The following is a 25,462-nucleotide window of genomic DNA, read 5'->3' as shown; positions in this document are numbered from 1 at the left end:
TTCCCCTCCCTACGCTAACCTGCCTCGATGTTTTACGAGGTTGACTATGCACATTCATATTCTGGGTATTTGCGGCACTTTCATGGGTTCGATGGCGGTCCTGGCCAAAGAGCTGGGCCATCATGTGACGGGCTCCGATGCCAACGTCTACCCGCCGATGAGCACTCAGTTGCAGGCGCAGGGCATCGAGCTGACGCAAGGCTATGATCCAGCCCAACTCGATCCGGCCCCGGATCTGGTGGTGATCGGCAATGCGATGTCGCGCGGCAACCCGGCGGTCGAATACGTATTGAACAAAGGCTTGCCGTACGTCTCCGGTCCGCAATGGCTGGCCGACCATGTGCTGCAAGGCCGCTGGGTGCTGGCGGTTGCCGGCACTCACGGCAAGACCACCACCAGCAGCATGCTCGCCTGGGTGCTGGAACACGCCGGCATGAGCCCGGGCTTTTTGATCGGCGGCGTGCCGCAGAACTTCTCGGTATCGGCACGTCTGGGGGACACGCCATTCTTCGTGATCGAAGCCGATGAATACGACAGCGCCTTCTTCGACAAGCGTTCGAAGTTCGTTCACTACCGTCCGCGTACCGCGATTCTCAATAACCTTGAGTTCGATCACGCCGACATCTTCCCCGATCTGCCGGCCATCGAACGACAGTTCCACCACCTGGTGCGGACCATCCCGAGCGAAGGCCTGGTGATCCACCCGACCACCGAACCCGCATTGCAACGCGTGATCGAAATGGGTTGCTGGACCCCGGTGCAAACCACCGGCGCGGGCGGGCAGTGGCAGGTCAAGTTGCTCAGCGAAGACGGCTCGAAGTTTGAAGTGATGTTCGAAGGCGTCGCCCAAGGCGTGGTCGAGTGGGACATGACCGGCCAGCACAACGTTGCCAACGCCTTGGCCACTCTGGCGGCCGCGCGGCATGTAGGCGTGGTTCCGAGTATGGGCATCGCCGCGTTGAGCGCGTTCAAGAGCGTCAAGCGGCGCATGGAAAAAGTCGCTGAAGTTCATGGCGTCACTATCTACGACGACTTCGCTCACCACCCGACCGCCATCGCAACCACCCTCGACGGTCTGCGCAAACGCATCGGCGACGCGCCGCTGATCGCGATCATCGAGCCGCGTTCCAACTCGATGAAGCTCGGCGCGCACCGTGACGGTTTGCCGGAAAGCGTGGTCGATGCCGATCAGGTGATCTGGTACGCACCGGCCAACCTCGGCTGGGACTTGCCCGCCGTTGCTGCGCTGTGCACCGTGCCGTCGATGGTCTGTGACTCGCTGGATGGCATTATCGAGCAGGTGAAGAGCCAGGCTAAACCCGGCACCCACGTGGTGATCATGAGCAACGGCGGCTTCGGTGGCCTGCATGGCAAATTGGCCGAGGCGCTTAAATGAGTAACGGTCCGGATCGCATCACGCTGGCCATGACCGGCGCTTCCGGCGCCCAATACGGTTTGCGCCTGCTCGATTGCCTGGTGCGCGAAGACCGCGAGGTGCACTTCCTGATCTCCAAGGCGGCGCAACTGGTGATGGCCACCGAGACCGACGTCACGCTGCCGCCGAAACCGCAGATGATGCAGGCCTTCCTCACTGAATACACTGGCGCGGCTGCCGGGCAGATTCGGGTGTACGGCAAGGAAGACTGGATGTCGCCGGTGGCCTCGGGCTCCGGCTCGCCGGCCGCGATGGTGGTGGTGCCGTGCTCGACCGGGACCTTGTCGGCGATTGCCACAGGTGCCTGCAACAACCTGATCGAGCGCGCCGCCGACGTGACCTTGAAAGAGCGTCGGCAGTTGATTCTGGTGCCACGCGAGGCGCCGTATTCCAGTATTCACCTGGAAAACATGCTCAAGCTGTCGAACATGGGCGTGACCATTCTGCCGGCCTCGCCGGGTTTCTATCACCAGCCGCAGACCATCGATGATCTGGTGGACTTTGTCGTGGCGCGGATTCTCAATCTGTTGAACATCCCGCAAGACATGCTGCCGCGTTGGGGTGAACACCATTTGAGCAGTGATGAATAAGCTATTGAGTCTTCTGCTCGCCCTGCAATTGGGCGGTTGTGCCACCGCACGCACATTGGACGCGGCCAAGCCTGGCGCGCCAGTGGTGTACTCGGGGATGCGCCTTGACCTGTACGCGCTGGACGGCGGTTGCTGCGCCAAGGATCGTTTTGGCGCCGAAGCACCGAGCTACCCCGGCCTCGACCTGCCGGCCAGCGCGCTGCTCGACACGCTGCTGTTGCCGCTGTCGGTGTTGACGGTGTTAGGGGTAGGGTTTCAGGCAACAGGCGGGTTGTAAGGGGGCGCGCGATCCCTGTGGTGAGGGAGCTTGCCCCCGTTGGGTCGCGAAGCGGCCCCCAATACTTGCCACGCGATTCTTCAGATAAATCAAATTGACCGGATTGCGGCGGCTTCGCCACCGAACGGGGGCAAGCCCCCTCGCCACAGGTTTGGTGTTGACCTGAGAAATTATTTGCCGAGCTTGCGCAATTCGTCGGACTCGACAATCCGCAAGCCATCCTGTTCTTCCAGCGCCAGGCGCCACATGGCGCGGGCCAGTTGGCAGGCTTCGATGCCGTGGTATTTGCCGGGAATCAGTTTGGACAGCGGGCCTGCCAGTTGTTCGGCGAGTCGCGGTTCAAGGCGATCTCCCAGTAGCAGGGAAGGTCGGCAGATAGTCAGTTGCGGCCAGTTCTGTGCGCGCAATGCGTATTCCATCTCGCCCTTGACCCGGTTGTAGAAAACCGAGGATCTGCGGTCAGCCCCCAGGGCGCTGATCACGATCAAGTGCCGTGCGCCCATTTCCCGTGCACGTTTGGCGAACGCCACCACCAGGTCCAGATCGACTGCGCGAAAGGCTTGTTCGGAGCCGGCCTGTTTGATCGTCGTGCCCAGGCAGCAGTAGGCAATGTCGACGCGGCCACTGAGTTGGGGGAGAAGCACCGCCGGATCGCCAACCGGGTTTTCCAGATGAGGATGTTCCGCCAGTGGTCGGCGTGACGGTGCCAGTACGCGGCTGATGGTCGGTTCGTTGAGCAGCCGATCAAGTAAGTGTTCACCGACCAGGCCGGTGGCTCCAGCGAGCAATACATGCTGAGGCGTCAAGTACATAATGTTTCCCCCTTGATACTGTTTCAGCTTAGTTGCTCTTTGCTTCCTTGCTGGTTAATGCAGCACTTTGCAGTGCCTTGCGTGCTTGTTGCTTGCGCAGTAATTGCCAATGCGCCAACACCCCTTTTGGCGCCCAGATCTGTGGTTCGGAGGCCTCGAAACTGTCTGCCAGTTCACGCTCGGCGACCGTGGCCTTGGCCAGTTTGAATGCCTGCTCCAGATCGTCGGTCTGGTTCAGCGCCTGGACGAACAACGCGTCGCCGAAGTACGTGAAGTCAGCTTCCTCCGAGCAGCCGAACGACACTCGGTCGGCACGCGAGGCGGTCATGATCAGTGTGCGTTCGTCTTTGAGTGCCGGGATGAAACCGCCGGAGTAGCAGGCAGAAATCACGATGATCTTGTCGCGGTTTTTCAGCGGCGCGAGGACGGTGGCCAATTCGTCAGCCGGCAAATCGGCCAGCTCCATGCGCGGTTGGTCGAGCACCAGTTCGTGTTCGTGGGTGCCGTGGCTGGTCAGGTAGATGAACACCAGGTCTTCCGGCCCGCTGCGTTCGGCCAGGGTCAGGGCGGCGCGGCGCAGGTTCTCGCGCGTGGCCATCGGCCGGTCGCCGAGGTGGTCGCGATGGTTGACCAGGCGGATCTGGCCATAGGCGCCGAAGCGGCTGGCGAGCATGTTGCTGACGTAATCGGACTCGCGCAGAAAAACGCTCTGCTTGCCGTCGCCGCCCACGGTCAGGGTGTACAACTCGATCGCCGGGGTCGAGGCCGGCACATTGGCCAGCGCGTCTTCGAGCAGGCGCCCTTGCGCCAGTAACCCCAACTCGAGGGTGTCCGGCAGCAACTTGCCATTGGCATCGCGTACACGCTGGCCATTGATCCAGTCGCCGCTTTGCACGGTGCCATCCGTCAGCACCAGCGTGCCGTGCCCTTGATAGCTGTCGTTATCGAACTCACCGATGTAGAAGCTGCCGTCCGCCAGGTTCAAACGGCCTTGGCCGGTGAAACGCCAATCACTGAATTGGCCGATGTAGTGGCTGTTGTCGGCGCCGATCAATTCGCCTTTGCCGTTCAGCGCGCCTTCCTTGAACTGGCCGACCCACACGTCGCCATCGGCGTTCTCGTAGCGACCTTTGCCGTTCAGCTGATTCTGTTTGAAACCACCGACGTAGCTGTCGCCCTCGGCACTGCTGAAGGTGCCGTTGCCTTCCAGCTGGCCGTCGACAAAAGTACCGGTGAACTGGTTGCCGCTGGCATCGCCACGCTGGCCCTCACCGTTGGGTTTGCCGTTGGCGAACTGGCCCTGATACTGGCTGCCGTCTTCAAGTTCGAGACGACCGAGGCCGGAATACTGATCGGCCTTGAACTCGCCACGGTAAGTCATGCCATCTTCTTTGAGGGTGCCTTCACCGTCGCGCCGCCCGAGTTTGAAGCCGCCGGTGTAGCTGCTGCCGTTGGTAGTCAGCGTGCCCTGACCATGGAACAGCCCTTGCTGGAACTCCCCGCGATAAACCTCGCCGTTGCTGCCGTGCCATTCGCCCTGACCGTGCCACTGACCCTTGTCGAACTGGCCGGCGTACCAGCTGCCGTTCGGGTAGTCGATCCGGCCCTGGCCTTGCAGCAACCCATTGACCAGATCACCCCGATAGCGGCCGCCATCGGGCAGGCGTGCGTCGGGCGGCAACAGCGATTCGCCATCACCACACGCGGTGAGCAACAGGGTCAGGGCAAGGGGTGCAAGTGAGCGCATAGCGGGATCCGGGCAATTAGGCGAGGGAGTATGCCGCAGCTATGTGTCTGATATATAGAGACGCGGTGCGAAACAGCAGGAACTCCGACCGCGTAAAAACTACTGCGCTCGGAAATACTGCGTTGAAAAAAGGTTCGGACTGCTCATTTACAGCACGTAAACTCCGCGTCCTCACCTTTTTTCGCCTTGTCTTTCCTTCGCTCGCTACGTTTTTACGCGGTCTGTTCGCTTCGCATCCGGCAGGGGTTACACGAACGCCAGCGACAACGGTTCAGCGATGTATGCCGGTTTTTCCTGGCCTTCGATTTCCAGCGTGGCGGTGGCCTTGAGCAGCCATTGGCCGGGTTTCTTTTCGGTGACGTCGCTCAGTTCGACCTTGAGCCGGACTCTGGAGTCGACCTTCACCGGTTGAATGAAACGCACGCTGTCCAGGCCGTAATTGACGACCATCTTCAAGCCTTGCGGCAGGACCAGGATGTCTTCCATCAGCTTCGGGATCAGCGACAGTGACAGGAAACCGTGGGCGATCGTGCTGCCAAACGGGGTTTGTGCGGCTTTTACCGGGTCAACGTGGATGAACTGATAATCGCCTGTAGCTTCAGCGAACAGGTTGATGCGGTCCTGATCGATCGTGAGCCATTCGGAACGTCCGAGTTCCTTGCCGACATAATCTTTGAGCTCTGCAACGGGAACATAGGGCATTGAGACTCTCCTTGGGTTCATCGGTTTTATAGTTTTTTCAAGTGGGGGGTTGGCCCCGGAACAACCACTTTAGATCATCATGGCGATTAGGTCCGGTCAAGCTTCCATACCTTTGGCGAATACCCATGCATAGCGAGTGCCATGCTTATAATGTCCGGCCCGCTTGTGGGGACGAGTTTTGCTGGAGATGACGGATGTTGCTACGTGGCCTGACCTGGCTGGTGCTGTTTCAATTGCTCGGCACGGCCCTCAACCATTTGTTATTGCCGGTGCTGCCAGGGCCGATTATCGGCCTGTTGCTGCTGCTGGGGTTCCTGGTCATCCGTGGCGAAGTGGCTGAGCCCCTGAGCCTGGCGGCTGGCAGCCTGCTGCGTTATTTGCCCTTGCTGCTGGTGCCGCCAGCGGTGGGCGTGATGGTATACGCCGCCGATATCGCGGCGGATTTCTGGGCCATCGTTGGCGCACTGGTGTTGTCGCTGCTGCTGTCCATGGCGTTCGCCGGAGTCTTGATGCAACGGCTGATCAAGCGCCACGTCGTGCGCTCGGAGGAGTCGTGATGATATTCGACTGGCAGGGTGCGCTGGCGGCAGTGATTCATCACCCGTTGTTCGGTATTGGCGTTACCTTGGGCGCCTATCAACTGGTGTTGGCAGCGTTCGAGAAAACCCGCTGGATCTTCCTGCAGCCCGTGCTGGTATCGATGCTGCTGGTGATCGGCGTGTTGCTCGCGTGTGGGCTGACGTACGCCGAATACCGCAAAAGCACCGAGATCCTCAGCATTCTGCTGGGGCCGGCGACCGTTGCGCTGGCGGTGCCGCTCTACCTGAACCTGCGGCGGATTCGGCAGCTGTTCTGGCCGATATTTACTACGCTGGTGATAGGTGGTGTGGTTGCCACCGGCATGGGCGTGCTGCTGGGTTGGTGGTTTGGCGCCGAGCACATGATCCTGATGACCATGGCACCTAAATCGGTTACCTCGCCGATTGCCATGCTGGTGGCTGAGCAGATTGGCGGAGTGGCGGCGCTGGCGGCGGTGTTCGTGTTGATCACCGGGGTGATTGGCGCCATTTTCGGTCCGAGCCTGTTGAACCGGCTTGGTGTGCACAGCCCTGAAGCGCGCGGCATGGCCCTGGGTATGACCGCTCACGCGGTCGGGACTGCGGTGGCGATGCAGGAAAGTGAAGAGTGCGGCGCCTTCGCGGCGCTGGCGATGAGTCTGATGGGCGTGGCCACGGCGGTGTTCCTGCCGTTGGCGGTGTCGATGGTGGTGTAAGGAAATGTCTATGAGCTTGCCGCTTTTTCCACTGAATACGGTGCTGTTTCCTGGCTGCATCCTCGACTTGCAGATTTTTGAGGCGCGCTACCTGGACATGATCAGCCGCTGCATGAAGCAGGGGACCGGCTTCGGCGTGGTGTGCATTCTCGACGGCGAAGAAGTCGGCATTGCCCCGCAAGGCTATGCGCTGGTGGGATGCGAAGCGCTGATTACCGATTTCAAGCAGCAGGATAATGGTCTGCTGGGTATTCGGGTGCAGGGCGGGCGGCGCTTCCATGTACTGCGTACCGAGACTCAGCGCGATCAGTTGACCGTCGCCGAGGTCGAGTGGCTGGAGGACGAACCGGAGCAACCGCTACAGGACGAAGACGCCGACCTGGTCGCACTGCTCAAGGCCTTGGCTGAACACCCGATGGTCGAAGCGCTGAACATGGGCACCGACGCGGCCGGGCAGCAGTCACTGGCCAATCAATTGGCGTACCTGCTGCCGTTTTCTGAAGTGGACAAGATCGAACTGCTGCAACTCGACAACCCGCAGCAGCGCCTGGATGCGATTCAGGCGTTGCTGGACGAGTTGCAGGGGGAATTGTTTGCCTAACGCTTGTCAGTCTCTGTACGAAAACTACCTGCGCGTCGACCAGACTGCGTTAAAAACAGGCTCGGAATGCTCATTTAGGGGCCTAAACTCCGCTTCCTCGCCTGTTTTTGCCTTGCCTGATCGCCGCTCGGCGAGTTTTCGTACAGATCCTAGTAGGCATACCGCTGCAATGTATGAGGCAAGTGCCACAGCGCGAAGAACCCGAACAATGCCAGCATTACCGGCAACACCGACCACCAGACCTTGGCTGGCATAGGGCTCAAGGGTGTCTGGCGCTGGGTCACGGCCAGGCTGGCAGCGCACACGCACGCCGCCAGCATCGCGCCGGCGGTTATATCGGTTGGCCAATGTGCGCCGAGATAAACCCGCGACAGGGCGATGGCGGCTGGCGGCAGGCAACCGAGCAGCAACCAGGTCAGGCGCATGCGCTGAGGTTGGCCTCGGCCGGCCAGCACCGCGAGGGTCAGGAACAACGCAAACGAACCTGACGCATGACCACTGGGCATGCTGTAGCTGGTCAGTGGGTCGGTCAGTACTTCCGGGCGCATCCGGGCGAACAGGTTCTTGGTTCCGGTGTTCAGCAGCGCGGTGATCAGCAGCGTACAGCCGGCGAAGATCATGTGCCGCCATTGGCGTGTGATCAGTAGCAGGATCGTCAGCGCCGCGCTGATCACAAACATGTTTTTGAAATCGCCGACCTGGGTGAGCATTACCGCGATTTCATCCAGCGCCGGGCTGCGGTGTTCTTGAACCAGCGTCATCAAGCCTTGATCGAAGGCGCTCAGGTGCGGATAGCCTATGAACAGCCCGCCGAGTATCAGCAGGCTGAGGCCGGCAATCAGTGCGGTGGCCTGGCGATGACCGCGCAAGCTGCTGTTGATGCTCAGGCCCACTAATACCGCAATACTGCCGACGACCACTCCGGCTTGAGGCCAGAAACCTTCCGGCAGCGGCAGGCGAATCGCCGCGCCCGTGGCCCAGCCCGGCAGCAGATAGGCCACCGACCAGCCGGCACCCGCCAGCAAGCTGACCGCAAAGAAGCGCGGGAACGGCATGTCGAACATTCCGGCAACCATTGGCAGCATCGGGCGCAAAGGGCCGATAAAGCGCCCGACCAATAAGCTCGCGATGCCATAGCGCTGGAAATAGTTTTCAGCGCCGCTGATCCATTCCGGATGGTGGCGCAGCCCTGGCAAGCGCCGAATGTTCTGGTGGAAGTGCCTGCCCAGGAAGTACGACAGCAGATCGCCGAACAGGCCGCCAAGGAAGCCCAGCAGCAGTGTTTCGCCCAGCGACAACGCGCCGCTGCCGGCCAGTACCGTGATGGCAAACAGCAACACGATGCCGGGCACGATCAGCCCGACAATTGCCAGGCACTCAACGCAGGCCACTATGAATACCGCCACCGCCAGCCATTGCGGATTGACCGTCAACCAGACAGTCAGGCTATCGAGCCATGGGCCCATACGTACAACTCCATCAAATCATCAAATGAACTGAGGGAGCGAGCAAGCTCGCTCCCTCAGTGGGTGTTTTTGCTGCAGGCCGCAGCACCATTCAGGGAAGCAGGAAATAGTCGCGGTTTTCGACCTGGCCGCGTCGCAGGGGGTTCCGGGTGCAGTAGGGTGCGTAAGCGCCGTCGACGAAGCGGTACATCAGGTGTTCGTCGCGGCCATGAGGAATCCCCAGGCGTGTGGTCTGGATGACATGCGGAGGAGGTGCACCGACGTCTTCGACAAACAGTATTTCATGATCGAAGCGCTTGGCATCCCAGGTCGGTACTTTCAGGCCCAGCGCCTTGCACAGCAAGGTCTGACCGGCGCAGAGCTTTTGCGAGGGGCGCGGTCGGCCCTTGGCGTCGGGATTGTTGAGCAGCATCTGCGCAAGGCTCGCCGGGCCGGAGATTTCATCGACCCACGGGTAAGCCGATTTGATCAGCACCGCATTGCCCGGTCCGTGGGCGCTGAAGTTCAGTGAATCGCCGCCACGGGCGTAGTACATATAGATGTGGCCGCCATCCAGAAACAAAGCCTTACGCTTTTCTGTGTAGCCAAGCGAGGCGTGGCTGCCCTTTTCTTCGCAGTAATAGGCTTCGGTCTCGATGATCCGCGCCGAAAGCCACAGGTCACCGACCCGATGGCGGATCACTTTACCCAGCAATTCACAGGCAAGTAGCTGAGCATCGCGGTTGAAAAAGCTGTCGGGCAGGGCTTTTGGCAATTTCGCTGTGGTCAAAATAGGCATGGCGACCGAAGTGATCAGGTAAATATGACGGAATGATAACAACTGCGGACTTAATCGAGGCTGAACACTGCCCATTTCGACCATCCGCCCGTCACTGCTGTTAGTAGGAGCGCGCGACAGCTATAATCTGCCGCTTTCCTCTTTGCCAAGACCACAGAGACCATGACTGAGTCCGTTCTTGACTACATGACCCGTTTGGGTCGCGCTGCCCGCGACGCTTCCCGCGTGATCGGCCGTGCCAGTACCGCGCAGAAAAACCGCGCCCTGCTGGCTGCCGCCGACGCTTTGGATAACGCTCGCGCCGAGTTGACCGCCGCCAATGAGCTGGATCTGGCCGCAGGCCGGGCCAATGGGCTTGAGCCGGCCATGCTCGAACGTCTGGCCCTGACCCCCGCACGCATCGACGGCATGATCGTCGGTTTGCGTCAGGTGGCGGCGCTGCCCGATCCGGTTGGCGCCATCCGCGACATGAGTTACCGGCCGTCGGGTATTCAGGTCGGCAAGATGCGCGTGCCCCTGGGCGTGGTCGGGATCATCTATGAGTCGCGGCCAAACGTGACCATCGATGCCGCGAGCCTGTGCCTGAAGTCGGGTAACGCAACCATCCTGCGCGGTGGTTCCGAGGCCATTCATTCCAACCGTGCGATTGCCGCCTGCATTCAGCGCGGTCTGGCTGAAGCCGGCTTGCCGGCGGCCGTGGTGCAAGTGGTTGAAACCACCGACCGTGCTGCCGTTGGTGCGTTGATCACCATGCCCGAGTACGTCGACGTGATCGTACCGCGTGGCGGCAAGGGCCTGATCGAACGGGTCAGCCGCGACGCTCGCGTGCCAGTGATCAAGCACCTGGACGGTATCTGCCACGTGTATGTCAGTGCCCACGCCGAGTTGCCGAAAGCCCAGCGCATTGCGTTCAACGCCAAGACTTACCGTTACGGCATCTGCGGCGCGATGGAAACTCTGTTGGTCGATCAAGCGGTCGCCAAGGAATTCCTGCCAGCGATGGCTGAACAGTTCCGCGAAAAAGGCGTCGAACTGCGCGGTTGCGAACGCACCCGGGCGATCATCGACGTCGTCGCCGCGACTGAAGAAGACTGGAGCACCGAATACCTGGCGCCGATCCTGTCGATCCTGGTGGTCGACGGCCTGGACCAGGCGATTGAGCACATCAACCGTTACGGCTCGCACCACACCGACTCGATCGTCAGCGAGCACCAGGGTGAAACCCGGCGTTTCGTGGCTGAAGTCGATTCGGCCTCGGTGATGATCAACACCCCGACGTGCTTTGCCGATGGCTTCGAATACGGATTGGGTGCCGAGATTGGCATTTCTACTGATAAGCTGCACGCCCGCGGCCCGGTGGGCCTCGAAGGTCTGACCTGCGAGAAGTACATCGTGGTCGGTGATGGCCAGTTGCGCGGCCAGGAGCCGGTCTGACTTGGGCGATCTCGGCCAGAGCGCCGCAGTGACCGCCAGTGAAACCGGCCCTCGGCGCATTGGCGTCCTGGGCGGGACCTTCGATCCGGTGCACATCGGCCATTTGCGCAGTGCACTGGAAGTGGCTGAATCACTGGCTCTCGATGAGTTGCGCCTGACGCCCAGCGCCAGGCCGCCGCATCGGGATACGCCGCAGGTTTCGGCGCAGGACCGTCTGGCGATGGTCGAGCGCGCGGTGGCCGGTATAGCACCGTTGGTAGTGGATGACCGCGAGCTCAAACGCGACAAGCCGTCCTACACTATCGACACCCTGGAACTGATGCGTGCGGAACTCGCCGCTGATGACCAGTTGTTTCTACTTTTGGGCTGGGACGCATTTTGCGGCCTGCCCACTTGGCACCGCTGGGAAGAGTTGCTCCAGCATTGCCACATCCTGGTGCTGCAACGCCCGGATGCCGACAGCGAACCGCCGGATGCCTTGCGCAACCTGCTGGCAGCGCGCTCGGTGAGCGACCCGCTGGCCCTCAAAGGGTCGAGCGGACAGATTGCATTCGTCTGGCAGACGCCGCTCGCGGTATCCGCCACCCAGATCCGTCAACTGCTGGCCAGCGGTAAGTCGGTACGTTTCCTGGTGCCCGACGCGGTCCTGGCCTATATCGATGCGCACGGACTTTACCGTGCGTCGAACTGAATAGGAGTGCTTTGAGGCACGTGGCAACAACGTGTATTGAAGCGCCCGAACATACGAGCAAAACGAGTTTTATATGACTGACAAAGACGTAACTAAAGTAAAGCGCAAAGGTTCGTTCAAGAGCGCCCCGCTGCCAGTAGCGGCTGAAACCGGCCCGGCACTCGTCGGCGAAGAGCTGGTCAAGGTCGCCGTAGCGGCTCTGGAAGACGTCAAGGCCCAGGACATTCTGGTGATCGACGTTCGTGAAAAGCAGAGCATCACTGACTTCATGATCATCGCTACAGGTACTTCCAACCGTCAGATCGGCGCGATGCTGGATAAGGTCCGCGAGGCGGTCAAGGCCCAAGGCGTCAAGCCGCTGGGTGAAGAAGGCAAGGGCGACAGTGACTGGGTACTGCTGGATATGGACGATGTCATCGTACACATGATGACCGCCTCGGCCCGCCAGTTCTACGACCTGGAGCGTCTGTGGGAAGGTGCCGAGCTGAGCCGTGCCACCGATGGCAAGCACCACAGCCCTGAAGTCGGTCACGAGCATTTCACCAAGCTCAACAAAGACCAGCAATAAGGGTTCGCTGTGCGACTGCGTCTGATCGCCGTCGGTTCACGCATGCCCAAGTGGGTGGAAGAAGGCTGGCATGAATATGCCAAGCGTCTTCCTTCCGAGCTGGCGCTGGAACTGGTGGAAATTCCGCTCAACACCCGTGGCAAGAACGCTGACGTGGCGCGCTTCATTCGCCAGGAAGGCGAAGCCATGCTGGCCAAGGTCGGCCCGAATGAGCGCATCGTCACCCTCGAGGTTCACGGCAAGCCCTGGAGCACCGAGCAATTGGCGGTCGAACTGGACCGCTGGCGGCTGGACTCGCGTACGGTGAACTTCATGGTCGGCGGTCCCGAAGGGCTGGCGCCGGAAGTCTGTGCGCGGGCTGATCAGCGCTGGTCATTGTCGCCCCTGACCCTGCCGCACCCACTGGTGCGGATCCTGATCGGTGAACAGTTGTATCGCGCCTGGACCGTGCTGTCCGGGCACCCTTACCACAAGTAGTTCAGCGCCCCCATGTCTCAGCCGATCCGCATCAAGGACCACGAGAAAGACGCCCGTCTGGTGCGCGGCCGGGTCGTGTTCGGGGCAATTGCGGTGGTCACGCTGATCGGCGTGCTGATTGCGCGGCTGTATTTCCTGCAAGTGATTCAGTACGAGTACCACTCGACGCTGTCGGAAAACAACCGCGTTCACGTTCAGCCGATTCCGCCGACTCGCGGGCTGATCTATGACCGTAATGGCGTGGTGGTGGCCGATAACCGGCCCAGCTTCAGTCTGAGCATGACCCGCGAGCGTTCGGGTGACTGGAAGCAAGTGCTCGATGTCATCGTTGAGGTGCTGCAACTGACGCCTGAAGATCGGGCGGTCTTCGAAAAACGCATGAAGCAGGGGCGCCGACCGTTTGAGCCGGTGCCGATCCTGTTCGAGCTGACGGAAGAGCAGATCGCCCGGATCGCGGTGAATCAGTTCCGCCTGCCGGGCGTCGAAGTGGTTGCGCAACTGGTACGTCACTATCCGCAGGGTCCGCATTTTGCGCACTCGGTCGGGTATATGGGGCGGATCAACGAGAAAGAGCTGAAGACTCTGGATCCGGTGGCTTACAGCGGCACCCATCAAATTGGCAAAACCGGTATCGAGCGCTTCTACGAGCCGGAATTGCACGGTCAGGTCGGTTACGAAGAAGTCGAGACCAACGCCCGTGGCCGCGTACTACGGGTGCTCAAGCGTACCGATCCGATCCCCGGCAAGGACATCGTCCTGAGCCTGGACATCAAGCTGCAGGAAGCCGCCGAAGCCGCATTGGGCGGGCGCCGTGGTGCGGTAGTGGCGCTGGACCCGAACACCGGCGAAGTGCTGGCAATGGTCAGCCAGCCGAGTTTTGACCCGAACCTGTTCGTGACCGGCATCAGCTTCAAGGCCTACGCCGAGTTGCGTGACTCGATCGACCGGCCACTGTTCAACCGCGTGCTGCGCGGCCTGTACCCGCCGGGTTCGACCATCAAGCCGGCCGTGGCAATTGCCGGGCTGGACTCTGGCGTCGTGACGGCCTCGACCCGGGTTTTCGACCCGGGTTACTACATGCTGCCCAACTACGATCACAAATACCGTAACTGGAACCGGACCGGCGACGGCTATGTGGATCTGGACACGGCAATCATGCGTTCCAACGACACCTACTTCTACGACCTGGCGCACAAGCTGGGGATCGATCGGTTGGCGGCCTATATGGGCAAGTTCGGTATCGGCCAGAAGGTCTCGCTGGACATGTTCGAAGAGTCGCCGGGGCTGATGCCATCCCGCGAATGGAAACGCGCGACCCGACGTCAGGCGTGGTTCCCGGGTGAAACTCTGATTCTGGGGATCGGCCAGGGCTACATGCAGTCCACCCCGTTGCAGTTGGCCCAGGCCACGGCACTGGTCGCCAACAAGGGTAGGTGGAACCGTCCGCATCTGGCGAAAACCATCGAAGGCCAGAAGCCGCTGGACCCGAACCCGATGCCTGACATCGTTCTGCGTGATGCGTCGGACTGGACCAAGGTCAACCACGGCATGCAGCAAGTGATGCACGGTGCCCGCGGCACCGCGCGTAAAGCGGCAATCGGCTCGCAATACCGGATTGCCGGCAAGTCGGGTACCGCCCAGGTGGTCGCGATCAAACAGGGCGAGAAGTACGACCGCTCCAAGGTTCAGGAACGCCACCGCGACCATGCCTTGTTCGTCGGCTTTGCGCCGGCCGACAACCCGAAAATCACCGTGGCGGTGATGGTCGAGAACGGTGAGTCCGGCTCCGGTGTCGCGGCGCCAGTGGTGCGGCAAGTCATGGATGCCTGGCTCCTGGGCCAGGACGGCCGACTCAAACCCGAGTACGACAGCCCTATCAGCGCGGAGGCTACGGCCCGTGAAGAGTAATTTTGATCGCATCCTCTCCAGTGAGGATGTGATGCGTCGCCGCGCGACGCTGTTGCAACGCCTGCACATCGATGGCCCGTTGCTGATCCTGCTGCTGATCCTCGCGGCCGGCAGCCTGTTCGTGCTGTATTCGGCGAGTGGCAAGAGCTGGGACCTGCTGGCCAAACAAGCGACGTCGTTCGGGATCGGCCTGGTGTCGATGATCGTCATCGCCCAGTTCGAACCGCGTTTCATGGCGCGTTGGGTGCCGCTGGGCTATGTGCTCGGGGTGATCTTGCTGGTGGTGGTGGACGTGATGGGCCACAACGCCATGGGCGCGACGCGCTGGATCAATATTCCCGGGGTGATTCGCTTCCAGCCCTCGGAATTCATGAAGATCCTGATGCCGGCGACGATTGCCTGGTACCTGTCCAAGCGCACGTTGCCACCGCAACTCAAGCATGTCGGGGTCAGTCTGTTCCTGATCGGCTTGCCGTTCATACTGATTGTGCGTCAGCCAGACCTCGGCACGTCGCTGCTGATCCTTGCGGGCGGTGCTTTCGTGCTGTTCATGGGTGGCCTGCGCTGGCGCTGGATCCTCAGCGTGGTCGCGGCAGCCGTGCCGGTGGCGGTCGCGATGTGGTTCTTCATCATGCATGACTACCAGAAGCAGCGGATCCTGACCTTCCTCGACCCGGAGAGCGATCCGCTCGGCACCGGCTGGAACATCATTCAGTCCAAGGCCGCCATCGGTTCCGGCGGCGTGTTCGGTAAAGGCTGGCTGCTGGGCACCCAGTCGCACCTGGACTTTCTGCCGGAAAGCCACACCGACTTCATCATTGCGGTGATGGGCGAAGAGTTCGGTCTGGTGGGCATTTGCGCCTTGCTGCTGATTTACCTGCTGTTGATTGGCCGTGGGCTGGTGATTACCGCCCAGGCGCAGACATTGTTCGGCAAATTGCTCGCCGGCAGCCTGACCATGACGTTTTTTGTTTACGTTTTCGTCAACATCGGTATGGTCAGTGGCCTGTTGCCGGTGGTGGGGGTGCCGTTGCCGTTCATTAGCTACGGCGGAACTTCGCTGGTGACGCTGCTGTCAGCGTTTGGGGTTTTGATGTCGATCCATACCCATCGTAAGTGGATCGCACAGGTTTGAATAAGGTGAAGATTTCAATGCAAGTAATGCGTGGCTGGGCGACTCGATACGCTCCGTGGGTCGGCCTGGTAAGCATCCTTGGTGCAGCGCAGGAAGTGCTGGCCGGCGATTATGAAGGCTCGCCCCAAGTGGCCGAATTCGTCGGTGAAATGACCCGCGACTATGGTTTTGCCGGTGAACAGCTGATGGGCGTGTTCCGCGAGGCCGAGCGCAAGCAATCGATTCTCGACGCGATCTCCCGACCGGCCGAGCGGGTCAAGCAATGGAAGGAATATCGCCCGATGTTCCTGACCGACGCTCGGATCGCCCGGGGCGTGGATTTCTGGCGCCAGCACGAAGCGGCGCTGGCTCGCGCCGAGCGGGAATACGGCGTTCCAGCACAGGTGATCGTCTCGATCATCGGCGTTGAAACCTTTTTCGGCCGAAATACCGGTAATTATCGGGTGATCGACGCGTTGTCGACCCTCAGTTTCGACTACCCTCCACGTGCAGAATTCTTTCGCAAGGAATTGCGTGAGTTCCTGCTGCTGGCGCGTGAAGAGCAGGTCGATCCGCTGACGCTCAAAGGCTCGTACGCCGGCGCCATGGGCTTGCCGCAGTTCATGCCGAGCAGCTTTCGCGCCTACGCGGTGGATTTCGACGGTGATGGCCACATTAATATCTGGACCAATCCGGACGATGCCATCGGCAGCGTTGCCAGCTATTTCAAGCGTCACGGCTGGGAGGCAGGCGAACCGGTGGTCAGCCGGGCCGATGTGCGCGGCGATCAGGTCGACGACGGCTTGACCACCGGCATCGAGCCGACGAAAACCGTCGGGGAGTTGCGGGCGTTGGGCTGGTCGAGTCATGATGCGCTGCGCGATGATATGCCAGTCACGGCTTTCAGGCTTGAAGGTGACAATGGCCCTGAATACTGGATGGGCCTGAAGAATTTTTACGCGATTACGCGTTATAACCGCAGCGTGATGTACGCCATGGCTGTACATCAGTTGTCTGAAATGCTGGTCCAAGCACGGGGCGTCAAGTAATGCTGGCATCGCCAATCCGCAAACCCCTGAAGCTGGTGGCTTTCGCCGCGTTGTCGTTGCTCGTGGTCAGCTGTTCGACCAGTCGTGCACCGCAACAGAAATACACGACCGCGGTACGCGCGACACCAGGCCTGGATATCAACCGTGCCCACAAAGACGGTGCGCCGTGGTGGGATGTGGATATTTCACGGATCCCCGACGCTACGCCGACCCTGCACACCGGCCCGTACAAGGCCAACCCGTATACCGTGCTGGGCAAGACCTACTTTCCGCTGGCCGAATCCAAGCGTTATGTCGCCTCGGGTACGGCGTCCTGGTACGGCACCAAGTTTCACGGGCAGAACACCGCCAACGGCGAAGTGTATGACCTGTACGGCATGAGTGCCGCGCACAAGACCCTGCCATTGCCCAGCTATGTTCGGGTCACCAACCTGGACAACAACAAGAGCGTGATCCTGCGGGTCAACGACCGTGGGCCGTTCTATTCGGATCGCATCATCGACTTGTCCTACGCCGCAGCCAAGAAGCTCGGGTATGCCGAGATTGGCACTGCGCGGGTCAAGGTTGAAGGCATCGACCCGCAAGAGTGGTGGGCGGCAAAAGGCCGACCTGCGCCGTTGATGCTCAATGAGCCGCAAGTCGCGCAAAATAGCGCACCGGTGATTACCGCGTCGGCCGGCACCGTCGAGCAATGGACGCCACCGCCGCAGCAACATGCCGCGGCCGTTGTGCCGGTGCAGCTCGATGCAAAAAAAAACGCTTCTGTACCAGCCTCTGGCCAGTATCTGCAGGTGGGCGCGTTCGCCAACCCGGACGCTGCAGAACTCCTGAGATCGAAGTTGAGCGGGATGGTGAGCGCTCCGGTGTTCATCAGCTCGATCGTGCGCAACCAACAGACACTGCATCGGGTTCGCCTGGGGCCAATCGGCTCGCAGGGTGAAATCGCGCAAGTGCAAAACAGCGTGCGCCTGGCCAATCTCGGTTCTCCGAGCCTGGTGACGGCTGAATAAGCAATTCCTGATTCAAGGTTCACTTGCGGTTTGGGGGGTGAACCTGAGTTGTTGGCTCGTTGAACAATAAAAGCCCGGCAAGGGTTAGAGAGTGAACAACTGAACACGCGATAACCCGCAGGCTCCGTGCCAAGCAGGTTGTCTGATTAGTTTTGCCCGTAGGGCAGTTTCCATTAGCGATTTCGAGAGACGGATGAACATCACCACCTTTGCCAAACGCCTGTGCCTGCTAGTCCCGCTGCTCCTCTCACCCGCCGCTTTTGCGGTCGAGATGATGCCGTCGCCACCACAACTGGCGGCTAAATCCTATGTGCTCATGGACGCCAGCAGCGGCAACGTGCTGGTCGAGAACAACGGTGACCAGCGTCTGCCGCCAGCCAGCCTGACCAAGCTGATGACAGCGTACATTGCGACCCTGGAAATCCGTCGCGGCCAGATCGGTGAAAACGATCCGGTGACCGTCAGTGAGAACGCCTGGCGCACCGGCGGTTCGCGGATGTTCATCAAGGTCGGCTCGCAGGTCACGGTCAGCGACCTGCTGCACGGCATCATCATCCAGTCGGGCAACGACGCCAGCGTCGCGCTCTCCGAGCACATCGCCGGCAGCGAAGACGCGTTCGCCGACCTCATGAACAAGACCGTTGCCGACCTGGGCATGAACAACAGTCACTTCATGAACCCGACCGGTCTGCCAAACCCTGAGCACTATTCCACCGCTCACGACATGGCCATTCTGGCGCGTGCGATCATCCACGAAGACCCGGCTCACTATGCGATCTACTCGCAGAAAGAGTTCTTCTGGAACGGCATCAAACAACCCAACCGCAACCTGCTGCTGTGGCGTGACAAGACCGTTGACGGTCTGAAAACCGGTCACACCGAAGAAGCCGGCTACTGCATGGTGTCCTCGGCGGTACGTGATGGCATGCGCCTGATCGCCGTGGTGTTCGGCACCAACAGCGAAAGCGCTCGCGCTGCTGAAACCCAGAAGCTGCTGACCTACGGTTTCCGCTTCTTCGAAACCCAGACCTTCTATCAGAAAGGCGCCGAGCTGGCTCAGGCTCCAGTCTGGAAGGGCACCACCAACCAGGTCAAAGCCGGCCTGGCTGAAGACCTGACCATGACTTTGCCAAAAGGCCAGCTGAAAAAGCTCGCTGCCAGCATGACCATGAACCCGCAACTGGTCGCGCCGATCGCCAAGGGCGACGTGATTGGTAAAGTCGAAGTGAAACTGGACGACAAGGTCGTGCACAGCGCTGATCTGATCGCGCTGGACGCGGTCGACCAAGGTGGTATCTTCCGCCGCATGTGGGATAGCATCCGTCTATTCTTCTACGGCTTGTTCAACTGAATTAGTGTGGACCTGCATGGCCCCGTTCCAATCCGGAGCGGGGCCATGCCCGTTGCCACGGCTTACGCTTACGAGGCCGTTACGCCATGACCGATACCGAAGTAAAGGCGCCTAAGATCGAATTCCCCAACGTTGACTACCCGGTTAAGGTGATCAGCGATACCGGTGTGGGCAACAAAGACAAGATCATCGAAATCGTCAAGAAGCACGCGACGATCAATCATGACCGTGTGGACGAACGCCAAAGCACCAATGGCAAGTACACGACGATTCAGTTACACATCGTCGCGACCGACCAGGACCAGCTGTACAACATCAACAGTGAACTGCGGGCCACCGGCTTCGTGCACATGGTGCTGTGATGTCCGAACCGCTGGGCTTTCGCGAGCTCGGCCAGCTGGCTTACGAGCCGGTCTGGCATGCCATGCAACGGTTTACCAACGAGCGCGGCAGCGACCGCGCCGACGAGATCTGGCTGGTCGAGCACCCACCGGTTTTTACCCAGGGGCAGGCCGGCAAGGCTGAGCATCTGCTGCTTCCCGGCGATATTCCGGTGGTGCAGGTCGATCGTGGCGGTCAAGTGACTTACCACGGCCCGGGTCAGTTGGTGGCGTATCTGCTGCTGGATGTGCGCAAGCTGGGTTTCGGCGTGCGCGACCTGGTCAGCCGGATGGAACAGTGCCTGATCGAGCTGCTGGCCAGCTACGGCGTCACCGCCGTGGCCAAGGCCGATGCACCGGGCGTCTACGTCAACGGTGCAAAAATTGCTTCTCTGGGTCTGCGGATCCGCCACGGTTGCTCCTTTCATGGCCTGGCCTTGAACGTGGATATGGACCTGGAGCCGTTTCGCCGGATTAACCCCTGTGGATACGCCGGGCTGGCCATGACCCAGCTGCGCGATCACACCGGGCCGATTGAATTTGCCGAGGTAAGTGCCCGGCTGCGTGCGCAGCTCGTCAAACACCTCGACTATGCTGAGCAGACGACCCTAACGGGCGGAATCGACTGATATGACTACTGCGCAAGACGCTGTGCAAACCATGATCCCGACGCTGGATGTTACCGAGCGCCCGGCCCCGCGAGCCAAAGTGGAAGCTGGCGTAAAGCTGCGCGGCGCCGAAAAGGTTGCGCGTATCCCGGTGAAGATCATTCCAACCACCGAATTGCCGAAAAAGCCTGACTGGATTCGCGTGCGCATCCCGGTTTCCCCGGAAGTCGACCGTATCAAGGCCCTGCTGCGCAAACACAAGTTGCACAGCGTCTGCGAAGAAGCTTCCTGCCCGAACCTCGGCGAATGCTTCTCCGGTGGCACCGCAACCTTCATGATCATGGGCGACATCTGCACCCGTCGCTGCCCGTTCTGCGACGTTGGCCACGGTCGTCCGAAGCCACTGGACGTCAACGAACCGGAAAGCCTGGCCATCGCCATCGCCGACCTGAAACTGAAGTACGTGGTGATCACCTCGGTAGACCGTGATGACCTGCGTGACGGTGGTGCTCAGCACTTCGCCGACTGCATCCGCGAAATCCGCAAGCTGTCGCCGAACGTGCAGCTCGAGACCCTCGTTCCGGACTACCGTGGCCGGATGGACGTGGCGCTGGCAATTACCGCCGCCCAGCCGCCTGATGTGTTCAACCACAACCTGGAAACCGTACCGCGCCTGTACAAGGCTGCACGTCCGGGTTCGGACTATCAGTGGTCGCTGACCCTGCTGCAGAAGTTCAAGCAGATGATGCCGCACATTCCGACCAAATCCGGCCTGATGCTGGGTTTGGGCGAGACCGATGAGGAAGTCATCGAAGTCATGAAGCGCATGCGCGAACACGATATCGACATGCTGACTCTGGGCCAGTACCTGCAACCGTCCCGTAGCCACTTGCCGGTGCAGCGTTTCGTGCACCCGGACACCTTCGCCTGGTTCGCCGAGGAAGGTTACAAGATGGGCTTCAAGAACGTCGCCTCCGGCCCGCTGGTACGTTCCTCGTATCACGCCGACGAGCAGGCGAAACTGGTCAAGGCCGAGTTGATGTCGTCCTGATCTGAAATGCCCGCAAGGCTCACGCCTTGCGGGCATTTTTTTAAAAGCTACTCGGTACCACGTCACACCCGGTTTTTTCCTGCACCCTGCGGGACAGCTGAACCTCTTCTGTTTATCCCCGTTCCTGACTACTGTGTGCTGAAGCATTCACACAGGGAGAATCACGGATGACCACTCGCTCGACCCCCGTTATTTCCGAGCACGCTCCGGTTCCGGCATTACCTGCCGAGGGGCTGATCGGTGTCATTGCGCCGGCAGGCCCGGCGGCACTGGATACCGAAACGGCTTTTCAATGGATGCGTGCACGCGGGTATTCGCTGCGGATTTTTCCGGGTGTCCTGGAGAAAGACGGCTACCTCGCCGGCAGTGACGACGTTCGCCTGAAGGATCTGCATGAGGCGTTTGGCGATCCGGCCATTGATGCGATTCTCTGCCTGCGTGGCGGCTACGGCAGCCCGCGCCTGCTGGACCGGATCGACTTCGAGTTGCTGCGGCGCAATGCCAAGCCGTTTGTCGGCTATAGCGACATTACGGCGCTGCACCTGGCCATCAGCCGTTATGCGGGGTTCGTGACCTTTCACGGTCCGATGCTCAACGCCGATCTGCTGGGGAACAAGCTCCAGCCGACCGAGTCTTCGTTGCTCAGCCTGCTCAGAGGCCAGTTGAACGCTGGAAGCCTGTTGGCGCACCCGGTGGCGTACCCTTTGACTATGATCGAGCCAGGCATCGCTCATGGGCGTTTGCTGGGCGGTAATCTGTCGATGATTGCCGCGACCCTGGGCACGCCTTTCGAAATCGATGCCGACGGGATCATTCTGTTCATCGAAGACGTCAACGAGCCGATATATCGCATCGACCGGTTGCTGACCCATCTGCGCCTGGCCGGCAAGCTGAGCACGCTGCGCGGGGTGCTGGTGGGGGATGTGGCCGGCGTGGACAGCGATGCATTGGCGAAGTTGCTCAAGCAAACCTTCGAGCCATTGCGGATTCCGGTGCTTGCCGGTTGGCGCAGCGGCCATTGCGACCCGAACCTGACGCTGCCCATGGGCGCGTTGGTGAGGCTGGATGCGGGGAGCAAGGCGTTGTGGCTGGAGCAGGATGTGGTGATCAAGTAACAGTCTGACCCGTGGCGAGGGAGCTTGCTCCCGCTCGGCTGCGTAGCAGTCGTCTAACCGACGAACGCATGCGATTTGGAGGCGCTTCGCACCTCCGCGGGAGCAAGCTCCCTCGCCACAGATTGAGGCCAAGCCTCAGCGGTTACGCAAACCTTCCAGCAACTTGTGCGTCGGGTAACCATCTGCCGGCCAGCCAAACGACTGCTGGGCGCTGCGAATGGCCTTGCGGGTGTTGGCGCCGATGATGCCGTCGGCGTTCCCCGCATCGTAGTTACTGGCGCTCAGCAAATTCTGCAGTTCGATGCGCTCTGAACGACTCAGGGGCAGGTCATCCTTCGGCCATTCGCCGTTGATCAGGCCCGCTCCATTAAAGCGTTCAGACAACAGGTTCACCGCCAATGCGTAGGACGACGAATTGTTGTACTTGAGGACTGCGCGGAAGTTATCGAGGATCAGGAACGCCGGGCCACGATAACCGGCGGGCAGCAGCAGGGCGGCTGACAGGTGTTCGGAACCGGGTGGAACGACGCCGCCGTTGGGCAGTTTGATGCCCATTTGCATCCACTCGGAGACGCTTTTGCGAATCGCACCGTCAGCCAGCGAATAGTCGAAACCACTCGCCAGTTGCACTTCGAAGCCCCAAGGCTGACCTTTCTGCCAGCCGGAGCTTTGCAGGTAATGGGCAGTGGAGGCCAGTGCATCGGTCGGGCTGCCCCAGATATCACGGTGACCGGTACCGTCAAAATCGACCGCGTGGGTGAGGTAGGTGGTCGGGATGAACTGGGTCTGGCCCATGGCGCCAGCCCAGGAACCGAGCATCTTCTCGGGCGTGATATCACCCTGTTGCAGAATTTGTAGAGCGGCCAGCAATTGGGCGTGAGCAAAGCCCGGACGCCGGCCTTCGTAGGCCAGGGTCGCCAGCGAGCGGATCACCGATTTGTCGCCCTGGAAACTGCCGAAGTTGCTTTCCATGCCCCAGACGGCCACGAGCGCCTGGCGATCAACACCATAACGCTGCTCGATGGTGCTCAAGGTCTCGGCGTACTGGCTGAGTAATGCCTGGCCTTTACGCACGCGCGCGGCGGAGAGCGCACCGTCGAGGTATTCCCACACCGGGCGGGTGAACTCCGGTTGGCTGCGGTCGGCACGGATCACGCTCATGTCCAGCGTGATGCCGGCAAAGGCGCGGTCGAACACATCCGGACGGATACCGGCGGCGAGGGCATCCTGGCGAAAACCGGCTTCCCATTCCTCGAAGGTCTGGGTCGGCTGGATGTCGAGATTGTCGCCAGTCGGCACTACCGGAGGAATGATGGCCGGAGTAGTCGCAACGGGGGCGGTTTGGAGCGGTTGCGCGTCGGCAGCGGTGGGTTTTTCCGCGCAGGCGACAAGCAATACAAGGCTGGAGGCAGCAATCAGTTGGCGCAGGTGCCAACGACGGGAAAGACAAAGGGGCATGCACAGGTCCAGATAATACGAATCAGGTGCAGACCTTATCATGCCGAGAGGGAGCGAGGTGATGTTGAAACTTCATGCCGCCAGAAAGTAAGAAGCCTCCCAGCTTTTAGACTGGAAGGCTTCGCGGCGGTAGCTGCCTTTGCCCTTGCCGGGTTGTTCCTGACGGCTGCGGAACAGGGGCTGGGCGACAATGGATTTGGCCTTGTTGGGCCGCTTGTGTTTGCTCATGGGCGGTGCTCTCGTTGAGTGGTTTTCGCGGGGCAAATCATCGGCCGAAGTTGGGATTCTGTCTAGTCCCTGCGATGCGTAGGACCATTCAGCTCTGTTTGGAGTGAACTCGGTTAGTGTGGCGAGGGGGCTTGCCCCCGTTCGGCAGCGAAGCAGCCGTGATTGCTGGGCACGCGGTGTGTGTCTGTGGATATGCGGTTTGCAGATTTCAGGGCCGCGTCGCCCGAACGCGGACCGACCCAGCGGGGGCAAGCCCCCTCACCACAGGGTATGTTCGCGGCAGGGTTTACTCGGCAGGCAATGCCAGGCGCTGGCCGGCCATCAACAACGCCAAGCGGCTCAGGCTCATCCACGGCGAACCGGCGGCCTGGCCTTTTATTTGTGCGTCGATCCGCTGGGCATCGAGCAGCAGTTGCGCCCAGCGTTGCGCCGAATGGCGTTGCAGGGCTTTACTCATCAGGGGTTTGCGCTTGTCCCAGACGGGCGGTCGGGCCTGGCTGAAGGCTTTGTCCAGCGGCACACCCTGGCTGTATTGCAGCGACAGGTTGGCCAATAGCCGAAGCTCTCGGGCCAGCGCCCAAAGAATCACCGGTGGTTCGACGCCTTCGCCGCGCAAACCTTCAAGCATGCGTAGCGCATGCGCCGCTTCGCCATTAAGAATGGCATCGGTCAACCCGAAAACATCGAAGCGCGCGCTGTCGGCAACTGCCGCTTGCACCGTTTCGAGCGTGATCTGGCCACCTTCGGCCATCAGCTTGAGCTTTTCGATTTCCTGGGCGGCCGCCAGCAGGTTGCCTTCGACCCTTGCTGCGATCAGCTCGACAGCGTCCTGGCTGGCAGCAAGCCCAGCCTGGGACAAACGCTGACGAATCCATTGCGGCAACTGGTTGGCATCCACCGGCCAGATCTGCACGAACTGGGTCTGCGGGCCTTCGACCAGCGCCTTGCCCCACTTGGTTTTTTGCGCGCTGGCGTCGAGTTTTGGCAGGCTGATCAGCAGCAAGGTATCTTCGGCCGGACGCGAGCAATACTCCATCAGCGCTGCTGCACCTTTGTCGCCCGGTTTGCCGGACGGCAAGCGCAACTCCAGCAGGCGCTTTTCAGCGAACAACGACATGCTGGCGCCGGCTTGCAGCAGCGTACCCCAGTCGAAACTGGCGTCTGCGCTGAATACCTGGCGTTCGTCAAAACCTTGCTGGCGGGCAGCAGAGCGGATGGCGTCGGCAGCTTCCTGACACAACAGTGGGTCATCGCCACTGATGATGTAAACGGGCGCAAGGGCGCCTTGCAGGTGTTTGCCGAGCTGGGCGGGGGCTAGTTTCATAAGACAGGGCGAACG

The 25,462-nt window shown here is 60.7% G+C and carries 27 protein-coding genes; 19 read left to right on the top strand and 8 right to left on the bottom strand.

Annotated elements, in window-relative coordinates; all coding sequences use genetic code 11:
* The first annotated feature begins 46 nt into the window (after nucleotides 1–46).
* Genes mpl through AABM55_RS25845 form a run of 3 tightly spaced genes read left to right on the top strand, consistent with a single transcriptional unit; the run spans nucleotide 47 to nucleotide 2,302 of the window.
* Nucleotides 47–1,396, top strand: a complete 1,350-nt coding sequence (gene mpl / locus AABM55_RS25855) for a UDP-N-acetylmuramate:L-alanyl-gamma-D-glutamyl-meso-diaminopimelate ligase (protein WP_103317538.1) — start codon at nucleotides 47–49, stop codon at nucleotides 1,394–1,396.
* Entirely contained in the window at nucleotides 1,393–2,025 is a 633-nt protein-coding gene (gene ubiX / locus AABM55_RS25850) for a flavin prenyltransferase UbiX (RefSeq protein ID WP_019693823.1), read from the top strand. The genes mpl and ubiX overlap by 4 nt, the downstream gene beginning before the upstream one ends.
* Nucleotides 2,018–2,302: a YceK/YidQ family lipoprotein gene (locus AABM55_RS25845; protein WP_054594219.1), complete on the top strand. Its 285-nt coding sequence runs from the start codon at nucleotides 2,018–2,020 to the stop codon at nucleotides 2,300–2,302. Before ubiX ends, AABM55_RS25845 begins: the two co-directional genes overlap by 8 nt.
* 170 nt (nucleotides 2,303–2,472) lie before the next feature.
* On the opposite strand, the gene AABM55_RS25840 is transcribed toward AABM55_RS25845, so the two are convergent.
* From AABM55_RS25840 to AABM55_RS25830, 3 genes are all read right to left on the bottom strand, one after another.
* Complete coding sequence (locus AABM55_RS25840; RefSeq protein WP_054594218.1) at nucleotides 2,473–3,114, bottom strand: oxidoreductase; 642 nt, start codon at nucleotides 3,112–3,114, stop codon at nucleotides 2,473–2,475.
* 28 nt (nucleotides 3,115–3,142) lie between these two features.
* The gene (locus tag AABM55_RS25835; protein WP_347928112.1) at nucleotides 3,143–4,861 is read right to left on the bottom strand and encodes a C13 family peptidase; all 1,719 of its coding nucleotides are present in this window, start codon (nucleotides 4,859–4,861) and stop codon (nucleotides 3,143–3,145) included.
* Nucleotides 4,862–5,107: 246 nt separating this feature from the next.
* Complete coding sequence (locus tag AABM55_RS25830) at nucleotides 5,108–5,563, bottom strand: MaoC family dehydratase (RefSeq protein WP_019693819.1); 456 nt, start codon at nucleotides 5,561–5,563, stop codon at nucleotides 5,108–5,110.
* A gap of 194 nt (nucleotides 5,564–5,757) precedes the next feature.
* On the opposite strand from AABM55_RS25830, the gene AABM55_RS25825 reads away from it, so the two are divergent.
* The 3 genes from AABM55_RS25825 to AABM55_RS25815 are packed head-to-tail and all read left to right on the top strand — an operon-like array spanning nucleotide 5,758 to nucleotide 7,437.
* Nucleotides 5,758–6,120: a CidA/LrgA family protein gene (locus AABM55_RS25825; protein WP_054594216.1), complete on the top strand. Its 363-nt coding sequence runs from the start codon at nucleotides 5,758–5,760 to the stop codon at nucleotides 6,118–6,120.
* Nucleotides 6,120–6,836, top strand: a complete 717-nt coding sequence (locus AABM55_RS25820; RefSeq protein ID WP_054594215.1) for an LrgB family protein — start codon at nucleotides 6,120–6,122, stop codon at nucleotides 6,834–6,836. The genes AABM55_RS25825 and AABM55_RS25820 overlap by 1 nt, the downstream gene beginning before the upstream one ends.
* Before the next feature lie 10 nt (nucleotides 6,837–6,846).
* Entirely contained in the window at nucleotides 6,847–7,437 is a 591-nt protein-coding gene (locus tag AABM55_RS25815) for an LON peptidase substrate-binding domain-containing protein (protein WP_054594214.1), read from the top strand.
* A gap of 149 nt (nucleotides 7,438–7,586) precedes the next feature.
* On the opposite strand, the gene AABM55_RS25810 is transcribed toward AABM55_RS25815, so the two are convergent.
* On the bottom strand, nucleotides 7,587–8,903 hold the full coding sequence (locus AABM55_RS25810; RefSeq protein WP_103317531.1) for a bifunctional DedA family/phosphatase PAP2 family protein: 1,317 nt from the start codon (nucleotides 8,901–8,903) through the stop codon (nucleotides 7,587–7,589).
* Nucleotides 8,904–8,994: 91 nt separating this feature from the next.
* Nucleotides 8,995–9,681 carry a DNA-3-methyladenine glycosylase gene (locus AABM55_RS25805; RefSeq protein ID WP_054598187.1) on the bottom strand — a complete coding sequence of 229 codons (687 nt, stop codon included), beginning with the start codon at nucleotides 9,679–9,681 and terminating at the stop codon, nucleotides 8,995–8,997.
* A gap of 162 nt (nucleotides 9,682–9,843) precedes the next feature.
* Between AABM55_RS25805 and AABM55_RS25800 the strand changes: the two genes are divergently transcribed.
* The 13 genes from AABM55_RS25800 to AABM55_RS25740 all read left to right on the top strand — a co-directional run bounded on the left by AABM55_RS25800 (nucleotide 9,844) and on the right by AABM55_RS25740 (nucleotide 22,437).
* A complete protein-coding gene (locus AABM55_RS25800; RefSeq protein ID WP_347928110.1) occupies nucleotides 9,844–11,115 on the top strand; it encodes a glutamate-5-semialdehyde dehydrogenase in 1,272 nt (423 codons plus the stop codon).
* Nucleotides 11,084–11,806, top strand: a complete 723-nt coding sequence (gene nadD, locus AABM55_RS25795; protein WP_237142966.1) for a nicotinate-nucleotide adenylyltransferase — start codon at nucleotides 11,084–11,086, stop codon at nucleotides 11,804–11,806. The genes AABM55_RS25800 and nadD overlap by 32 nt, the downstream gene beginning before the upstream one ends.
* A 73-nt stretch (nucleotides 11,807–11,879) precedes the next feature.
* Nucleotides 11,880–12,374, top strand: coding sequence for a ribosome silencing factor (gene rsfS / locus AABM55_RS25790; RefSeq protein ID WP_054594210.1), 495 nt, complete (start codon nucleotides 11,880–11,882; stop codon nucleotides 12,372–12,374).
* 9 nt (nucleotides 12,375–12,383) lie between these two features.
* Complete coding sequence (gene rlmH, locus AABM55_RS25785; RefSeq protein ID WP_003185785.1) at nucleotides 12,384–12,851, top strand: 23S rRNA (pseudouridine(1915)-N(3))-methyltransferase RlmH; 468 nt, start codon at nucleotides 12,384–12,386, stop codon at nucleotides 12,849–12,851.
* Nucleotides 12,852–12,863: 12 nt separating this feature from the next.
* Nucleotides 12,864–14,759, top strand: coding sequence for a penicillin-binding protein 2 (mrdA, locus tag AABM55_RS25780; protein WP_347928109.1), 1,896 nt, complete (start codon nucleotides 12,864–12,866; stop codon nucleotides 14,757–14,759).
* Nucleotides 14,760–14,790: 31 nt separating this feature from the next.
* The gene (rodA, locus tag AABM55_RS25775; RefSeq protein WP_054594208.1) at nucleotides 14,791–15,894 is read left to right on the top strand and encodes a rod shape-determining protein RodA; all 1,104 of its coding nucleotides are present in this window, start codon (nucleotides 14,791–14,793) and stop codon (nucleotides 15,892–15,894) included.
* A 17-nt stretch (nucleotides 15,895–15,911) separates the two neighbouring features.
* Nucleotides 15,912–16,922 (top strand): lytic murein transglycosylase B, encoded by a 1,011-nt coding sequence (gene mltB, locus AABM55_RS25770; protein ID WP_347928108.1) that lies wholly within the window; start codon nucleotides 15,912–15,914, stop codon nucleotides 16,920–16,922.
* A complete protein-coding gene (locus AABM55_RS25765) occupies nucleotides 16,922–17,932 on the top strand; it encodes a septal ring lytic transglycosylase RlpA family protein (RefSeq protein WP_054594206.1) in 1,011 nt (336 codons plus the stop codon). The genes mltB and AABM55_RS25765 overlap by 1 nt, the downstream gene beginning before the upstream one ends.
* A 193-nt stretch (nucleotides 17,933–18,125) precedes the next feature.
* Nucleotides 18,126–19,283, top strand: coding sequence for a D-alanyl-D-alanine carboxypeptidase family protein (locus tag AABM55_RS25760; RefSeq protein ID WP_054594205.1), 1,158 nt, complete (start codon nucleotides 18,126–18,128; stop codon nucleotides 19,281–19,283).
* 86 nt (nucleotides 19,284–19,369) lie between these two features.
* Nucleotides 19,370–19,645 (top strand): DUF493 domain-containing protein, encoded by a 276-nt coding sequence (locus AABM55_RS25755; RefSeq protein ID WP_003215438.1) that lies wholly within the window; start codon nucleotides 19,370–19,372, stop codon nucleotides 19,643–19,645.
* Entirely contained in the window at nucleotides 19,645–20,292 is a 648-nt protein-coding gene (gene lipB, locus AABM55_RS25750) for a lipoyl(octanoyl) transferase LipB (protein ID WP_054594204.1), read from the top strand. Before AABM55_RS25755 ends, lipB begins: the two co-directional genes overlap by 1 nt.
* Before the next feature lie 31 nt (nucleotides 20,293–20,323).
* Complete coding sequence (gene lipA, locus AABM55_RS25745; protein ID WP_347930084.1) at nucleotides 20,324–21,322, top strand: lipoyl synthase; 999 nt, start codon at nucleotides 20,324–20,326, stop codon at nucleotides 21,320–21,322.
* 167 nt (nucleotides 21,323–21,489) lie between these two features.
* Complete coding sequence (locus AABM55_RS25740; RefSeq protein WP_347928107.1) at nucleotides 21,490–22,437, top strand: LD-carboxypeptidase; 948 nt, start codon at nucleotides 21,490–21,492, stop codon at nucleotides 22,435–22,437.
* A 135-nt stretch (nucleotides 22,438–22,572) separates the two neighbouring features.
* Here the strand turns inward: AABM55_RS25740 and AABM55_RS25735 are convergent, their stop codons facing one another.
* The 3 genes from AABM55_RS25735 to holA form a co-directional block, all read right to left on the bottom strand.
* Nucleotides 22,573–23,895, bottom strand: a complete 1,323-nt coding sequence (locus AABM55_RS25735) for a lytic murein transglycosylase (protein WP_347928106.1) — start codon at nucleotides 23,893–23,895, stop codon at nucleotides 22,573–22,575.
* 72 nt (nucleotides 23,896–23,967) lie between these two features.
* The gene (gene arfA / locus AABM55_RS25730) at nucleotides 23,968–24,123 is read right to left on the bottom strand and encodes an alternative ribosome rescue factor ArfA (protein WP_019693801.1); all 156 of its coding nucleotides are present in this window, start codon (nucleotides 24,121–24,123) and stop codon (nucleotides 23,968–23,970) included.
* Nucleotides 24,124–24,409: 286 nt separating this feature from the next.
* Entirely contained in the window at nucleotides 24,410–25,447 is a 1,038-nt protein-coding gene (holA, locus tag AABM55_RS25725; protein WP_054594200.1) for a DNA polymerase III subunit delta, read from the bottom strand.
* Nucleotides 25,448–25,462: the final 15 nt, after the last annotated feature.

The organism is Pseudomonas helvetica, assembly GCF_039908645.1.
Lineage (GTDB): Bacteria > Pseudomonadota > Gammaproteobacteria > Pseudomonadales > Pseudomonadaceae > Aquipseudomonas > Aquipseudomonas helvetica.
This window is presented reverse-complemented; position numbering and strand designations above follow the sequence as displayed.

What these genes read in the sequence shown, in the direction of transcription:
- AABM55_RS25845 (WP_054594219.1), top strand. Translation starts at nt 2,018, where the DNA reads ATGAATAAGCTATTGAGTCTTCTGCTCGCCCTGCAATTGGGCGGTTGT.
- AABM55_RS25800 (WP_347928110.1), top strand. Translation starts at nt 9,844, where the DNA reads ATGACTGAGTCCGTTCTTGACTACATGACCCGTTTGGGTCGCGCTGCC.
- AABM55_RS25755 (WP_003215438.1), top strand. Translation starts at nt 19,370, where the DNA reads ATGACCGATACCGAAGTAAAGGCGCCTAAGATCGAATTCCCCAACGTT.
- rsfS (WP_054594210.1), top strand. Translation starts at nt 11,880, where the DNA reads ATGACTGACAAAGACGTAACTAAAGTAAAGCGCAAAGGTTCGTTCAAG.
- arfA (WP_019693801.1), bottom strand. Translation starts at nt 24,123, where the DNA reads ATGAGCAAACACAAGCGGCCCAACAAGGCCAAATCCATTGTCGCCCAG.
- AABM55_RS25840 (WP_054594218.1), bottom strand. Translation starts at nt 3,114, where the DNA reads ATGTACTTGACGCCTCAGCATGTATTGCTCGCTGGAGCCACCGGCCTG.
- AABM55_RS25815 (WP_054594214.1), top strand. Translation starts at nt 6,847, where the DNA reads ATGAGCTTGCCGCTTTTTCCACTGAATACGGTGCTGTTTCCTGGCTGC.
- lipA (WP_347930084.1), top strand. Translation starts at nt 20,324, where the DNA reads ATGATCCCGACGCTGGATGTTACCGAGCGCCCGGCCCCGCGAGCCAAA.
- mltB (WP_347928108.1), top strand. Translation starts at nt 15,912, where the DNA reads ATGCAAGTAATGCGTGGCTGGGCGACTCGATACGCTCCGTGGGTCGGC.
- mrdA (WP_347928109.1), top strand. Translation starts at nt 12,864, where the DNA reads ATGTCTCAGCCGATCCGCATCAAGGACCACGAGAAAGACGCCCGTCTG.
- AABM55_RS25735 (WP_347928106.1), bottom strand. Translation starts at nt 23,895, where the DNA reads ATGCCCCTTTGTCTTTCCCGTCGTTGGCACCTGCGCCAACTGATTGCT.
- AABM55_RS25830 (WP_019693819.1), bottom strand. Translation starts at nt 5,563, where the DNA reads ATGCCCTATGTTCCCGTTGCAGAGCTCAAAGATTATGTCGGCAAGGAA.
- AABM55_RS25740 (WP_347928107.1), top strand. Translation starts at nt 21,490, where the DNA reads ATGACCACTCGCTCGACCCCCGTTATTTCCGAGCACGCTCCGGTTCCG.
- holA (WP_054594200.1), bottom strand. Translation starts at nt 25,447, where the DNA reads ATGAAACTAGCCCCCGCCCAGCTCGGCAAACACCTGCAAGGCGCCCTT.
- mpl (WP_103317538.1), top strand. Translation starts at nt 47, where the DNA reads ATGCACATTCATATTCTGGGTATTTGCGGCACTTTCATGGGTTCGATG.
- AABM55_RS25805 (WP_054598187.1), bottom strand. Translation starts at nt 9,681, where the DNA reads ATGCCTATTTTGACCACAGCGAAATTGCCAAAAGCCCTGCCCGACAGC.
- lipB (WP_054594204.1), top strand. Translation starts at nt 19,645, where the DNA reads ATGTCCGAACCGCTGGGCTTTCGCGAGCTCGGCCAGCTGGCTTACGAG.
- AABM55_RS25810 (WP_103317531.1), bottom strand. Translation starts at nt 8,903, where the DNA reads ATGGGCCCATGGCTCGATAGCCTGACTGTCTGGTTGACGGTCAATCCG.
- ubiX (WP_019693823.1), top strand. Translation starts at nt 1,393, where the DNA reads ATGAGTAACGGTCCGGATCGCATCACGCTGGCCATGACCGGCGCTTCC.
- AABM55_RS25825 (WP_054594216.1), top strand. Translation starts at nt 5,758, where the DNA reads ATGTTGCTACGTGGCCTGACCTGGCTGGTGCTGTTTCAATTGCTCGGC.
- AABM55_RS25820 (WP_054594215.1), top strand. Translation starts at nt 6,120, where the DNA reads ATGATATTCGACTGGCAGGGTGCGCTGGCGGCAGTGATTCATCACCCG.
- AABM55_RS25765 (WP_054594206.1), top strand. Translation starts at nt 16,922, where the DNA reads ATGCTGGCATCGCCAATCCGCAAACCCCTGAAGCTGGTGGCTTTCGCC.
- AABM55_RS25760 (WP_054594205.1), top strand. Translation starts at nt 18,126, where the DNA reads ATGAACATCACCACCTTTGCCAAACGCCTGTGCCTGCTAGTCCCGCTG.
- AABM55_RS25835 (WP_347928112.1), bottom strand. Translation starts at nt 4,861, where the DNA reads ATGCGCTCACTTGCACCCCTTGCCCTGACCCTGTTGCTCACCGCGTGT.
- nadD (WP_237142966.1), top strand. Translation starts at nt 11,084, where the DNA reads ATGGCCAGTTGCGCGGCCAGGAGCCGGTCTGACTTGGGCGATCTCGGC.
- rodA (WP_054594208.1), top strand. Translation starts at nt 14,791, where the DNA reads ATGCGTCGCCGCGCGACGCTGTTGCAACGCCTGCACATCGATGGCCCG.